The organism is Clostridium sp. AUH-JLR23 (genome assembly GCF_964238065.1).
GTDB classification, from domain to species: domain Bacteria; phylum Bacillota_I; class Bacilli_A; order Erysipelotrichales; family Coprobacillaceae; genus Allocoprobacillus; species Allocoprobacillus merdigallinarum.
In genome coordinates this window covers 59,424-73,780 of record NZ_CAXSKY010000001.1, presented here as the reverse complement: position 1 = coordinate 73,780, position 14,357 = coordinate 59,424, and the positions used below count along the sequence as shown (strand labels likewise).

The 14,357-nt window shown below is 31.6% G+C and carries 13 protein-coding genes; 1 reads left to right on the top strand and 12 read right to left on the bottom strand.

Translation table 11 applies throughout. The features are described 5' to 3' along the window. Window positions 1–10 precede the first annotated feature (10 nt). The 5 genes from ACESR5_RS00365 to ACESR5_RS00345 form a co-directional block, all read right to left on the bottom strand. Window positions 11–748 (bottom strand): LytTR family DNA-binding domain-containing protein, encoded by a 738-nt coding sequence (locus ACESR5_RS00365; RefSeq protein WP_289527053.1) that lies wholly within the window; start codon window positions 746–748, stop codon window positions 11–13. Window positions 749–763: 15 nt separating this feature from the next. After that, window positions 764–2,110: a GHKL domain-containing protein gene (locus ACESR5_RS00360; protein ID WP_373153723.1), complete on the bottom strand. Its 1,347-nt coding sequence runs from the start codon at window positions 2,108–2,110 to the stop codon at window positions 764–766. Next, window positions 2,104–3,435: a sensor histidine kinase gene (locus ACESR5_RS00355; protein WP_373153721.1), complete on the bottom strand. Its 1,332-nt coding sequence runs from the start codon at window positions 3,433–3,435 to the stop codon at window positions 2,104–2,106. Before ACESR5_RS00355 ends, ACESR5_RS00360 begins: the two co-directional genes overlap by 7 nt. Before the next feature lie 297 nt (window positions 3,436–3,732). Beyond that, on the bottom strand, window positions 3,733–5,394 hold the full coding sequence (locus ACESR5_RS00350) for a DAK2 domain-containing protein (protein ID WP_373153720.1): 1,662 nt from the start codon (window positions 5,392–5,394) through the stop codon (window positions 3,733–3,735). A 12-nt stretch (window positions 5,395–5,406) separates the two neighbouring features. Continuing rightward, complete coding sequence (locus ACESR5_RS00345) at window positions 5,407–5,763, bottom strand: Asp23/Gls24 family envelope stress response protein (protein WP_087242856.1); 357 nt, start codon at window positions 5,761–5,763, stop codon at window positions 5,407–5,409. A gap of 292 nt (window positions 5,764–6,055) precedes the next feature. Here ACESR5_RS00345 and rpmB point away from each other — a divergent pair, with 292 nt between their 5' ends. Beyond that, complete coding sequence (rpmB, locus tag ACESR5_RS00340; RefSeq protein WP_087242858.1) at window positions 6,056–6,241, top strand: 50S ribosomal protein L28; 186 nt, start codon at window positions 6,056–6,058, stop codon at window positions 6,239–6,241. 95 nt (window positions 6,242–6,336) lie between these two features. Here the strand turns inward: rpmB and dnaJ are convergent, their stop codons facing one another. From dnaJ to holA, 7 genes are all read right to left on the bottom strand, one after another. Then, window positions 6,337–7,461 carry a molecular chaperone DnaJ gene (gene dnaJ, locus ACESR5_RS00335; RefSeq protein WP_087297684.1) on the bottom strand — a complete coding sequence of 375 codons (1,125 nt, stop codon included), beginning with the start codon at window positions 7,459–7,461 and terminating at the stop codon, window positions 6,337–6,339. Between the two features lie 49 nt (window positions 7,462–7,510). Continuing rightward, window positions 7,511–9,331 carry a molecular chaperone DnaK gene (gene dnaK, locus ACESR5_RS00330; protein ID WP_087297685.1) on the bottom strand — a complete coding sequence of 607 codons (1,821 nt, stop codon included), beginning with the start codon at window positions 9,329–9,331 and terminating at the stop codon, window positions 7,511–7,513. A 20-nt stretch (window positions 9,332–9,351) separates the two neighbouring features. Beyond that, window positions 9,352–9,909, bottom strand: a complete 558-nt coding sequence (gene grpE / locus ACESR5_RS00325) for a nucleotide exchange factor GrpE (protein WP_241146898.1) — start codon at window positions 9,907–9,909, stop codon at window positions 9,352–9,354. Between the two features lie 10 nt (window positions 9,910–9,919). Beyond that, window positions 9,920–10,957 carry a heat-inducible transcriptional repressor HrcA gene (gene hrcA / locus ACESR5_RS00320; RefSeq protein WP_087242864.1) on the bottom strand — a complete coding sequence of 346 codons (1,038 nt, stop codon included), beginning with the start codon at window positions 10,955–10,957 and terminating at the stop codon, window positions 9,920–9,922. Window positions 10,958–11,061: 104 nt separating this feature from the next. Further along, window positions 11,062–12,159, bottom strand: coding sequence for a radical SAM family heme chaperone HemW (gene hemW / locus ACESR5_RS00315; RefSeq protein WP_373153718.1), 1,098 nt, complete (start codon window positions 12,157–12,159; stop codon window positions 11,062–11,064). Next, window positions 12,156–13,361, bottom strand: a complete 1,206-nt coding sequence (locus ACESR5_RS00310; RefSeq protein ID WP_087297687.1) for an L-serine ammonia-lyase, iron-sulfur-dependent, subunit alpha — start codon at window positions 13,359–13,361, stop codon at window positions 12,156–12,158. The genes hemW and ACESR5_RS00310 overlap by 4 nt, the downstream gene beginning before the upstream one ends. Then, the gene (gene holA / locus ACESR5_RS00305) at window positions 13,349–14,326 is read right to left on the bottom strand and encodes a DNA polymerase III subunit delta (protein ID WP_087242870.1); all 978 of its coding nucleotides are present in this window, start codon (window positions 14,324–14,326) and stop codon (window positions 13,349–13,351) included. Before holA ends, ACESR5_RS00310 begins: the two co-directional genes overlap by 13 nt. Between the last annotated feature and the right edge of the window lie 31 nt (window positions 14,327–14,357).

Below are 14,357 nucleotides of genomic sequence, written 5' to 3'. Positions count from 1 at the left end.
TGAAAAAGAACTACTGATTCACACGTTTCAATAGTTCTGATTTCATTCTTCTGGATATAGCACATTCGCTATTTCCAATTCTTACAATATTCCTCTTAAGATCGATATGATCTATTTTGTTGATTGCTATTAGATAAGAGCGATGAATTTTTAGAAAGTTTTTTCCTAGTTCCTTTTCAATATCACTTAAATTGCCAATAAACTCAATTCGCTGATGAAGACCATGCAAAATCACAAAATGAGAACGGGAGGATGTTTCAAAGAATAGAATATCATCAATAGGAATATGACGAATCATATCACCGCTGCGAAATGTATAACACTCTACCGGATCTTTTCTTTCTTCCTGTAGTCGCAAAGTGATTGATTGCAAGCATTCTGAAATACTATCCTTAAGCTTATCTTCATCTTTCACAATATAATCAAATGCTTCTATATGATACTGGAATGTTTTATAAGCTAAATCCTTAAAGCTCGTGATATAGACAATTGTCGCATTGGGATCTATGCTTCTAATCTCTTTTCCTAATAGAAATCCATCATACTCTGGATGTTTTAATTCTACATCCAAAAAATAGATATTGCGTCTATCTTTACATGTACGCATTTTTTCTAATAATGCTATTGGACTATCAAATGAACCATCTAGACAAAAATCATATGCATGAATGATAATTTCTTTTTCTATAAGTTCTTTGATTCTATTTAAAATTGCAGCTTCATCATCACAAAGAAAGATTTTTATCATTTGGACTACTCCTTTTTACTTCCCTAAAATCGTTATTTCTTGAATAAACTTATCATTTTCACACATGACATTGTGTATGATATTTGGATATTTTATGATCATATTTTCCAGACTTGAAAGTCCCATCCCTCTTGCACTTCCTTTCGTCGAATACCCTGGTTTACTGATTTCATGAATATGAATGTGTTCATGAATGGTATTTTCAACACGCAAATATAGTCCTGAATCCTGCTGAAGCATAATAATAACAACCTCTCCATAATATGCCTCAACTTCCTCAATACTATTATCTAATAGAATACCTAGAATACGTGTATAATCCATAACATTCATGTTGATAGATTTGATTTCATATAATATCTCTAGTTTAACAGGTATTTTCTTTTTTTGCATAATGGTAAGTTTTTCCATAAGTAATGATTTGATTTCACTTATCTTAATATTTGACAACTGTGTAACAAGATTCATTTTTTCCCCTATGGAGTCATCAAAATCATTCATCATTTGGGATAATCTTTGTTCGATTTCTTGTACATTGCCTTCTTTGCTTTGCAAATACAATGAAACCATCATGTTGTGATAATCATGTTTAAACTCTCTCATGTTCTGCTGAATCGATTCCAGTGATTGAATATAAAGATTTTGTTGCTGTAACATCATACTCAAATATTTCTGCTGTTCTTTTGCTTGAACACTTTGGATAACGAAATAGAATAAAGCAAGGAAAAATATGACAACAAATGTCAGTATGAATTGTTCTATTGCCATGAATCCTGGTTCTTCTCTTTGAATGATCATCTGCATTGCTGGAAAAATTAACAAAAATCCAATAGATAATCCGATAGTTTTAGGATACGATATAGGATGTTCCTCCAGCATATTTACATATGTATGGATATGACTTTTTTTGATTAGATAATCAATGATCATATATGTTAAAAACAAATTCACATAAGCAAGCAGATAATAGAGTATGTGCTGATTATTGGAAAGCAAATAAGTCATGTTATTAAATGTATAGATGATCAGCTGATATAAGGACCATAAAAGTGAAAAAAGGAATATAGATAACTTTAGATTTCTATCAAGCAGTAAATAAATCATAATCTCAAAAACCACAATATTAGATACATTCGCAAAAAAATAATAAATAGCACTATTACTATTCAAAAAGGAATTGAGAGAAGGAAAAAGCATCTGCAGTATACCAAACAGAGGTGTGTAGACAACACAGGATAATAGTGTTACTCCGAATGCTTTCAGATAATTGACTTGCGTATATCTTATTTTTTGATAAAGGATGAGGATCAAAAATGCTAAAAGAAAATTTAAAATCAAATTTTCTAAAATAGTTACTAACATATTGTTATCTCCTGAATAAATTCATTATTTTCCACTCTTGTTTCCATCGTCATATTTTCATTTTGATGCATGATTTCTTGAAGTATGCTTAATCCCATACCACGATTATTTCCTTTTGTAGAATATCCTTCTTGAAATATTTTTTCGCAGTCAATTTCTCTACAAATCGTATTACTGATTGTCATTGTCAGCTGACCATTGGTTGCCGCAAGAAAAACAAGATGAATTTTACCATTATTCTCTTTCACTTCTTCCATTGCGTTATCAATAAGAATTCCTAGACAGCGTATGAAATCAAATGCTGGCATATTTATTTTAGAAAATGGATATAATACTTCTAACTTTACTGAAATGTTTGATTTTTGCATCTCAGTCATTTTCTTCATCAGTAGACTCTTCACTTCTGGAATTTGAATATTAGCTAACTGATTGGTTATGTTCATTTTCTTTCCAATATGTTCATCAAAATCATTGATCATTGTTTTCAGTGATTTCTCTACATTTTCTATATCTCCTTTTTGGCTTGATAAATATAGTGATGACATCTGATTTTGATAGTCATGTCGAAAAATACGCATTTGTTTTTGAATATCTTCTAATTCATTGATATACATGTTTTGCTGGTCAACAATCATGTTTTTTAATTCTTCACTTTCTTTTTGGAGCTGTTGAAGTCTTACTCTTCTCGTAAAAGAAATAACACCTACATACATAAAGACATACGTTAAAATATTAATGGCTACTGTATTAAGTTCAATGCTTTGTGAAATTTCCATTCCGCATATCAACAAGAAAACAGCCACTTCAAAAAATATCATTTTCCATGTTTTTCTATATTTTTTGAGAATGTTTTGCATAACATTTTCTAATTCAAACTTTTTATAGATCCAAAGCATTAGATAATAATAGACAATAAAGCCTACTGCATTTGATAACGTATTGCCAATACTTAAGATTTGTGGAGAAATATTGAAAATAATGCAAACATATTGCCAGAGTGATACCAATATCAAAGCAATCGGAAATGATATCATAAGAAAGAAAAGATATAAGACTGTAACTCTCATCATAATTTCTTTTATATTTTGTCTTTCAAGTAGAATGATTGTACAACAATTAAGCGTTATACTGATAATTGTACTAAAAGAAAGAGGTCCAAAATGATAACGATAATAAAGAGGATATAAAATAAATGAATGAAAACAGCTAACAGCAAAACCAAATATAAATAATAATAACTTTGATTTCTCTTTTTTGGTCGTTTTATAATAAAGCATAAAGAAGAAAAACTCAGAAAAAGCATTTAGTAATGTCATTTGTAGCATCGTATTCACCTCAATATCATCTCTTGTCATTCATTATATCAATATTTTAAGTAGTGGTAAAAACATTTTTATTAAATTGATCTCTTACTAAAACAAAAATAAAATAATATTTGTTATCATTACAGAAAAAACAATTTGTTTTGATAAGCAAGCCAAGATAAAAAAAGTGCAAAAATCATTAAAAAAATAACCCAATATTCTTTATTATTTCATAAGATGCAAAAAAGCTCGATAAAATCGAGCCTTCCGTATTCTATAATAAATATTTTTAAATATTATCCTGTCTTTCGTAATATTCTATTCAACACCTACAATAAATGAATATACTGGTTGTTTTCCATTTACACATTCGATTTCAGCTTCAAAGTGATCTTCAACATAACTTTCAATATCTTCAACTTCGTCTTCAGTTACATCTTCACCATAAATTAAAGTAATAATTTCTGAATCTTCATCAACCAATCCATTTAAAGTTTCTTTTAAAGCTTCTACTTTATTTGGAACACAAGCAATAATCTCTTTTTCACATAATGCCATATATTGATTAGCCTTAATATCCACACCATCAATATTTGTATCTTTAATCGCAAAAGTCACTTGTCCAGTTTTCACATTTGCAATAGCCTCATTCATTTCATTTAAATTGTCTTCTAAAGACACTTCTGGATTAAACATAATACATGCTGATAAACCTTGTGGAATTGTTTTAGAAGGAATCACATGAACATCTACTTCATCTTCTAAAATAATAGCTGCCTGTTGTGCTGTCATCACAATGTTTGAGTTATTTGGTAATATAATGACATGTTTTGCATTAACATCACGAATAGCTTGAACAATATCTTCAGCAGAAGGATTCATCGTTTGCCCACCACTGACAACATAATCACAATGCAATTCTAAGAACATATCTTTAATACCGTCACCAGCAGCCACACTAATAATAGACACATCCTTAGGTTCTTTCTTTGGTGCTGTTAATGTAGCTTTTGCATTAGCAGCAGGTGTACTATTAGCTTCTAAAATAGAATTATGCTGTTCTTGCATATTTTCAATCTTTAATTTAATAAACTCACCATATCTTTGTGCCACATTTAAAGCATTTCCTGGTTTTAATGTATGCACATGAACTTTCACTATATCTTCATCCTGAACAACAACAATACTATTACCAGGCAATCTTTCTAGTTCATTACGTAAATTTTCTTCTTTAAAAACTTTTATTTTTGCTGGATCCAATCTAAAAATAAATTCTGTACAATAACCATATGCATCTTCACTATCAGATTCAACATCAACAAGTGCTTCTTTTGCATTATCGTTATTAATATCTACACGTTCAATTTCTTCACCAGCTAAAGCAGCCATAAACCCTGTTAAAATCAATAAGAGACCAGCACCACCACTATCAACAACACCAACTTCTTTTAATACAGGTAAAAGTTCTGGTGTTCTTTCCAATGATTCTTCAGCTTCTTTTACAAAGTAAGAAAAAACATCTTCGATTTCCATACCCGGTTTTGCATATTTTACAACAGCTTCACTTGATTCTCTTATGACAGTTAAAATTGTACCTTCAACAGGACGCATAACAGCTTTATAAGCTACTTTTGCTCCATTTTGTAAAGCTTGTGCTAATTCTACAGCATCCACTTGAGATTTTCCCTCAAAAGCCATAGAAATACCTCTAAAGATCTGTGATAAAATAACACCAGAGTTTCCCCTTGCTCCCATCAATAAACCTTTAGATAATTTTTTTGAAATTTCATATATATCGTTAGAATCTAACTTTTCAATCTCATCTGCCCCAGAACTAAATGTTAAAGACATATTTGTACCTGTATCTCCATCAGGCACAGGAAAAACATTTAGTGCATCAATTTCTGGATGATTATTATGCAAAACAGTCGCACCTGTTATAACCATCTCTTTAAACTGTTTACCATCAATGATTCTCATGTTAACCCTCCACTAATCTGTTACACGAATGCTTTGTACAAAAACATTCACTGCTTCAATATCAATATCTAAAGTTGTTTCTAAAACATATTTCACTTTCTTTTGAACTTCATAAACAACCTCAGAAATTTTGACACCATATCCAACGATAATATAGACATTTAAAATGATTCCTGTTTCCCCATCTTCTACGACAATCCCTTTAGCATAATTATCTTTACCTAAAAGATCATAAAAACCATCTTTCATAATCTTTTGGCTTGCCATTCCAACAACTCCATAGCATTCAGTTGCAGCACCCCCAGTAATGCTAGCAACGACATCTAATGAAAGATGAATATCTCCTAAATCAGTTGTTTTTGTTATCATAACTATTCCTCCGTTCTTATCATAAATTCATAAATAGTTAACTATATTATATCTTATTTTTAAATTGTTGACAATTATTTCATAACAATGCATACGCATTATAACCCACTTATATTATCTTGTAAATAAAATTTAAAAAAATATTGAAATATTCATATTTTTCATATATTATATTTACGTTCAAATACAAAATATTTTTTATGTTTATATAAAAAAGTATTTGCATTTTCTTTTTATTAATGATATTATACTTAGGTATGTGAATGACACTTTGTAAAGGATGGTGAATATAATGGCTAGAAAATGTGAAGTGAGCGGAAAAGGACCTATGTCTGGTAATTCTCGTTCTCATGCATTAAATGCAACTAAGAGAAAATGGAATGTTAACTTACAAAAAGCTACTATTTTAGTCAATGGTAAACCAAAAAAAGTAAAAATTTCAGCAAGAGAATTAAGAACTCTTAGAAAAAGTGCTTAATGATAAAGATTGCATCCTTCCTGGATGCTTTTTTTATGCCCTTTTATTCAATCATTATACCCTATCATATGAAAAAAGAAGATAACAAATTCATGCTATCTTCTAAAACCTTTTTTGAATTGATCAAAGATTGATTCTTTTTTTGCGGCTTTTTTTAACTTATGATAAAGATCTTTTTCTTCACGAGATAATTTTGTAGGAATCTTAACATCAATTTTAACAAATTGATCTCCATAATTATCACTACGTAAATCCTTCACACCTTTACCCTTTAAACGTAATGTTGTACCTGGTTGTGTTCCTTCTGGAACTTTTAATGTCACATCACCATAAACTGTTGGGACATCTACTTCACAACCTAGAGTGGCATCAACTGCTGAAATTGGAATAGAAATATAAATGTTTCTACCATCACGTTGGAAGTGTTGATGTGGTTTGACATAGATTTCAACATATAAATCACCATTAGGTCCACCATTTGTACCACGACGTCCTTTACCTTGAACACGTAACTGTTGGTGTGTATTAATACCAGCTGGTATATTTAATTCAACTGTTATATTTTTATTGACATATCCATTACCATGACAGTGAGGACATTTTTCTTTAACCACTTTACCTGTACCATGGCAATCAGGACATGTTGTCTGATTTACAAATGTTCCAAAAGGCGAACGTTGTTGTGTACGAATCGTACCTGTTCCACCACATCTAGAACATGTCTGATAATCGTTAGGTGTTTTCGCACCAGTTCCATGACAATGTGAACATTGTTCATCATAATTGATTTTAATTTCTGCCTTCTTACCTTTAATAGCATCCATAAAATCAATTTCTAATTGAACAAAGCGGTCTTCACCACGCATAGGTCCACTTTTTCTTTGACGTGATCCTCCACCACCAAAGAATGAACCAAAAATATCTCCTAAGTCAACATCTTCAAAGCCACCAAATCCGCCAAAGCCTCCGGCTCCTCCACCGAATCCACCAGCTTGATCAAATGCAGCATGACCATAACGATCGTAGGCAGCTTTTTTATTGTCATCAGATAAAACATCATAGGCTTCCTGAACTTCTTTAAACTTTTCTTCTGCTCCAGGTTCCTTATTGACATCAGGGTGATATTTTTTAGCCATTTTACGATATGCTCTTTTTATTTCATCAGCACTGGCACTCTTTGATATACCTAGCACTTCATAATAATCTCTTTTTTCAGCCATAATCTCACCTCTTGACTAGATAAAACCAAGGCAAAGCCTTGGCTTTATTTTAATTTTTTTCTGTAAAATCTGCATCAACAACATCATCATCTTGAGTTGCTGTATTTGAAGCATCACCTGTTGGATTAGCTCCTTGTTGTGATTGTTGATATTGATATGCTGCCATTTGTTGAGCAACTTGTTCTAATTCACTCATTTTTGCTTCAAGTGTAGCCATATCGTTAGCATCTAATGCTTTCTTTAATTCATCTCTTAAAGCAGTAGCTTGAGCTTTTTGATTATCATCAATCTTATCACCTTGTTCAGCTAAAGCTTTATCGATTTCATTAATCATTTGTTCAGCTTTATTTCTTGTTTCAATATCTTTACGTTTCTTTTCGTCATCAGCTTTATTTGCTTCAGCTTCTTTAACCATTCTATCAATTTCTTCATCACTTAAACCAGTTGAGTTTTGAATAGTGATAGATTGTTCTTTTTGTGTTTTCATATCTTTTGCTTTAACATTAACAATACCGTTAACATCAATGCTGAAAGTCACTTCAATTTGAGGTACTCCTCTAGGTGCAGGTTCAATACCATCTAATTTAAATAAACCTAATTGTTTATTATCTTTAGCCATTGTTCTTTCACCTTGTAATACGTTGATATCAACAGCAGGTTGATTATCAGCAGCAGTAGAGAAGATTTGTGATTTAGTTGTTGGGATAGTTGTATTTCTTTCAATTAAGACAGTCATAACTCCACCCATTGTTTCAATACCTAATGATAATGGTGTTACATCTAGTAAGACAATGTCTTTAACATCTCCAGCAATAACTCCACCTTGGATTGCAGCACCCATAGAAACAACTTCATCAGGGTTTACTGATTTGTTAGGTTCTTTTCCAAGTAATCTCTTTACTGATTCTTGAACTGCAATAATACGTGTAGAACCACCAACTAATAAAACTTGATCAATATCACTTGGAGACATACCTGCATCACTTAATGCTTGTCTTACAGGTCCTTCTGTACGCATAACTAAATCATGTGTTAATTCATCAAATTTAGCTCTTGTTAGTGTTAATTCAAGATGTAATGGACCAGCAGGACCAGCCGAAATGAATGGTAATGAAATTTGAGTTTGCATCATACCAGAAACATCTTTTTTCGCTTTTTCTGCAGCTTCTTTTACACGTTGCATAGCCATTTTATCGTTGCTTAAGTCAACACCTTGTTCTTTTTTGAATTCAGCAACAATCCAGTTCATGATAGCTTGGTCAAAGTCATCTCCACCTAAATGGTTATCACCAGCAGTAGCTAAAACTTCAAACATACCATCAGCTAAATCAAGGATAGAAACGTCAAATGTTCCTCCACCTAAGTCATAAACTAAAACTTTTTGTTCTTTATCTAATTTATCAACACCAAATGCTAATGCTGCTGCAGTTGGTTCGTTGATAATACGTTCAACTTCTAATCCAGCAATTTTACCAGCATCTTTTGTTGCCTGACGTTGAGCATCATTGAAATATGCAGGTACTGTAATAACAGCACGATTAACTGATTCACCTAAATAAGATTCAGCAGTTGCTTTTAAGTTTTGTAAAATCATAGCTGAAATTTCTTGAGGTGTATAATCTTTACCATTAACATGTTCTTTATAGTTTGTACCCATATGTCTTTTAATTGACATAACAGTTTCTTTGTTTGTAACTGCTTGACGTTTAGCAGCTTCACCAACAATAATTTCTCCATTTTTGAAAGCAACAACAGATGGAGTTGTTCTTAATCCTTCAGGATTTGCAATAACTTTTGCTTCACCATTTTCCATCACACTTACACATGAGTTTGTTGTTCCTAAATCAATACCAATAATTTTATTACCCATAATGATCATCCTCCTAAAATTTATTCATTGACTTTGACTAAAGATGCACGAATAACGCGATCTTTCAATTTGTAACCTTTTTGAAGTTCTTCTACAACAACATTGTGATCAAAATTTTCATCTTGTGTTGTCATTACTGCCTGATGTAGATTTGGATCAAATTCTTTACCTTGAGCTTCAATCACTTCTACACCATTTTTCTTTAAAATGTTCATCAACTGATCAAAGATCATCTGATAACCTTTCAAGAAAGTTTGAACTTCTTCACTTGGATTTTGCACATTCAACGAACGTTCAAAATTATCCACTACTGGAAGCAATTCTTCAATAAATGACTGCATCATAAATTTTAATGAATTTTGATGTTCTTTTTCTAAACGTCTTTTTAAGTTTTCCATATCTGCAAAAACTTTATAATAATCCGTTTTCCATGTATTGACTTCTTCTTCCAATTTTTTCATTTGCTTTTCTAAGCTTTCTGTTGTATTCTCATCTTGCTTTTCTTCATTTTCATTTGTTTGTTCATCTACAACTTCTTCTGTCACTTCTTCTTTTTCAGTTTCCTTTTCCTTTGCCATTGTTTCACCTCTATTCATCATCTTCATCATTTTGACTTACAAGAACTTCTTCTAAGCTCTTTGAAATATACTCAACTAAAGAAACGACTTTCTCATAAGGCATACGCGTTGGCCCAATGACTGAAATAGATCCTTTAGACTCATTCCCTGTTTTAAACGAAGCTGAAATCACCGAAACATCATTTAAATCCTTTATTGGTGAATCACTTCCAATTCTGACCGTTACACCATCTTCCAAAGCAATCGGTTCCAAACTTTTCCAAGATTGTGAATTTTCAAATGCAGTTACTAAACGACGTAATTTATTCACATCGTTATATTCTGGCTGATATAACATATTCTCTTTTCCAGAAAAATAAACATTGTTATTCGCAAACTTCATAAATGCTTCCAAGAAAGCATTGAATAGAACTTCATGTTCTTTAATACGAGCACTTAATATAGGTTTGACATCTCTTTCTAAATGATAAACGACTTGATTCATTGGTGTTCCATCAAGCAATTCATTCATGACATTGACACAACTCGTTAAATCTTCCATATAAGCATTATTTTTAATATTGAAGTTTCGATTTTCAACATGTCCTTTATCTGTGACGATAATGGCTGTCACAGTATGTTCAGATAAAGGAACAAGTGTAATATTCTGTAAATGTTCATAAATTGCATTTGGTCCTAATGCGACTGTTGTCAAATGAGTCAATTGACTTAAAATTTGGCAACTCTCTTTAATAATTTCATTTAAAGAGCGATGTCGATCTCCCAAAATTGTTGAAACCTGATTTTTCACCTCGTCATCTACACTAGGTTGCATCAAGGTATCGACATAAAAACGATATCCTTTTGTTGATGGGACACGCCCTGAAGACGTATGCGTCTTCTCTAAGTAACCGTGTTCTTCTAGAAACGACATTTCATTTCTAATTGTTGCACTCGAATAAGGAAGCTGATATTTCGTCATTAAGGTTTTTGATCCTACTGGCTCAGCCGTTTCCACAAATTCTTCAACAATACATTTTAAAATCAATAATTGCCTAGCTGTCAGCATATCATAGCCTCCTTTAGCACTCCTTTTCCTCTTGTGCTAATTACATTATACTCATCTTTTTAGCACTGTCAACACTTTTGTGCTAAAAAAGAATGAAAAACAGGTCATCCCTGTTCATCTTCTAAAAAATCTATTAAAATATTATTGAGATAATCCATCCCTAAAGATGTTGTTTTTAAATATCCATTCGTTATTTCTAAAAAATTCATATTTTGATATTTAGTAATGACATCTTGATATTTCACTTGAAAATCAATATCAAATAATCTATTCATTTCCTCAAGAGAAATCCCTTCATTCAAACGTAAACCCATCATGATTTTTTCAAACAAGTAATCCTCCATAGACAATGGAATATCATTTTCTAAATAATGATGATTCAAATAACGTGTCAAAGATTTTGTATTTTCATAACGATGATGTTTTTTTAACGAATGTGCAGAAAGACCAATCCCCTCATAATCCTGATAATGCCAATATACAAGATTATGTAACGATGGTTTATAACGATAATAATTACTCACTTCATATTGATGGAAACCATATTTTTTTAATTCCTGACGTATAAAATGATACCACTTGGCATCTTCTTCATCATCTAAAGGCTGATAATTCATATTTTTCAAGATTGTATGATCCTCTAAAATCAACGCATAATAGGAAACATGTCCTATGTCTAATTGACATAATTGTTGAATATCTGCTTGAACATCTTCTAATGTCTGATCTGGTAAACCATACATCAAGTCAATATTAATATCTTGAAAGCCTATTGTTTGAGCATCTTTTATGAGTTCTAAAACTTGTTTAGAGGTATGAACTCTACCAATCTTTTTTAATAAATCATCACGAAAGGTCTGGACACCAATGCTTAAACGATTGACACCATTTTGAAAACAAAGCTCTAATTTTTCTTGATCCATTGTTTCTGGATTGACTTCGATACTATATTCTTGAACTTGTTTGGAAAAAGGTTTTAATAATTCAAATAAGTATTGAAGCTGCTGATAAGTAAGAGCAGTTGGTGTTCCACCACCAATATAGATACTATCATAAGATGTTGATAAAGCTTTATCTTTTATTTCAAAAGATAAAGCTTTTAAATAATCCCAGGACCATTTTTCATCATAAAAGACTTTACAAAAATCACAGTAGCTACAAATATGCTGACAGAATGGAACATGAACATATAAAGCACTCATGATAAACCAAATTCTTTCGCCAATCCACCTAGAGAGGTTTCTTTATAATCACTAGATAAATCTTTACCCGTTTCTTTCATGACTTTGACAATAGTATCAAAAGACACTTTGTTTTTTCTTAAATAACCTAACTGTTTAGCTAACATTGCTGCATCTAATGCACGTAATGATCCATATCCATTACGCTCAATACATGGAATTTGAACATAACCACCTACAGGATCACAAGTCAATCCTAGATTGTGTTCTAATCCCATTTCAGCAGCATACTCTATTAACGAATTATTAAGTTCATATATCCAAGCCATTGTAGCAGCCGCCATTGCACAGGCCGTTCCTACTTCTGCCTGACAACCACCATCAGCACCAGAAATTGTACCATTTGTTTTAACAACATTACCAAATAAACCGCCAATAGCTAAAGCTTTAATCAAATCTTTCTTTTCAATATGTAATTGCTTATAACAATAATAAAGAATAGCTGGCATAATACCACTCGCCCCACATGTTGGTGCTGTCACAATCTGTCCACCATCAGCATTTTCTTCTGACACAGCATAAGCATAACTAGAAATAAATAGTCTTTCACGATCAGCTTCACGTCGCGTATTTTGCGCCTGTTGAAACATTGATTTTGCTACTCTTTTTAATTTTAGCTTTCCTTGAATGACTCCTTCTTTTTTCAAACCATTTTCAACACTTTCAAACATAGCTTCCAATATATCAGAAAGAAAATGATCAAAATCTTCACCTTCATTTTCTAAAACATAATCATATAAAGAAATACCATGAACATCTACATAGTCAAGTATTTCTTTCATTGTATTTTGTTGATATACCTGAACTGGATCTTGAGCCAAATCTCCTTTAAATAGGATGGAACCACCACCAATAGAATAAACTTCTACCGTTTTCATTTCTACATCATCCTTATAAACATGAACAATCATGCCATTAGGATGAAAAGGTAATTCTTCACTTTTAAAAGAAAATTGAACAGGTTTTGGCGCAAAAGTCTTTTCAATTATATAATCAGTTAAATGTCCCTTCCCTGTTAAAGCCAATGAACCGTGTAAATCAACATGAAAATGTGTGGCTTCAGGATACATTTCACTTATTTTTAAGGCTGCCCTTTGAGGACCCATCGTATGTGATGAAGAGGGTCCAACACCAATTTTAAATAATTCTCTCATTGATTCCATTTTCCATTTCCTCCCATTCGCATTAAAAAGAGTTCTAAACCCTTGTATTTATCAATTTTTCCTGTTTTTATCGCAATATCAAGTTGTGATAATTCATCAATACAAACCAATAATTCTTTCAAATCAAAATTTCGACTATCTCGTCTAATATACCACAAACGGCCAGATTTAATAGATAACATTTGGGCTATCTCTTTATCATTATAGCCTTTTCTATCCAACAATTTCACCTGATATAATAAACGCATAGCATTTCCAATCAAAACAATCAATTTCACTGGTTCTTCATTATTCATAATAAGATCTTTATAGATACGAAAACTTCTCGCTGTTTCCTTATTTAAAATAGCTTGAGTTAATTCAAACACATTTTCTTCAATCTGTTTACTCACTAACAAATCAACTGTCTGTGTTGTAATATGCTTTGTATATAAACAAAGTTTTTGAACTTCCTGAGAAATTTCTAATAAATTATTTGGCATACGCGATAAAAACAACCTTAAAGCTTCTTCATCAATCTCACAGCCACGACTTTTAATAGCCTGATGTGTGGCTTTATATAATTGATGTTCATCCATTTTTTCAATATCATAAAAATGAGCATTTTTACGCAACTCTTTAACAACTTTTTTTCTTTCATCAAAATTTCTTTGATCATGATAGATGACAAGAACTGTAGTAGGATTGTCTAGTTTTAAATAATCCATAAATTTTTGAATATCTTCATCACTTGCTATTTTTTGTTTTTGCGTTGTCAAAAAAACGGGGTTTTTCACAACAATCATTTTATACTCACTTAAAAAAGGTGGTGTTAAAGCATCTTCTATGATAGATGATAACGGTGTGTCCTGACACCAATATGTCACAATATTCATATCATCTTCCTGAATATGATATTTTTTCTTTAATGTCTTCAATCTTTGTTCCATTAATAATTTATCTTCACCATAAATAACAAAATTCATAGAATCACCCCACGCCTATCATTATACATGA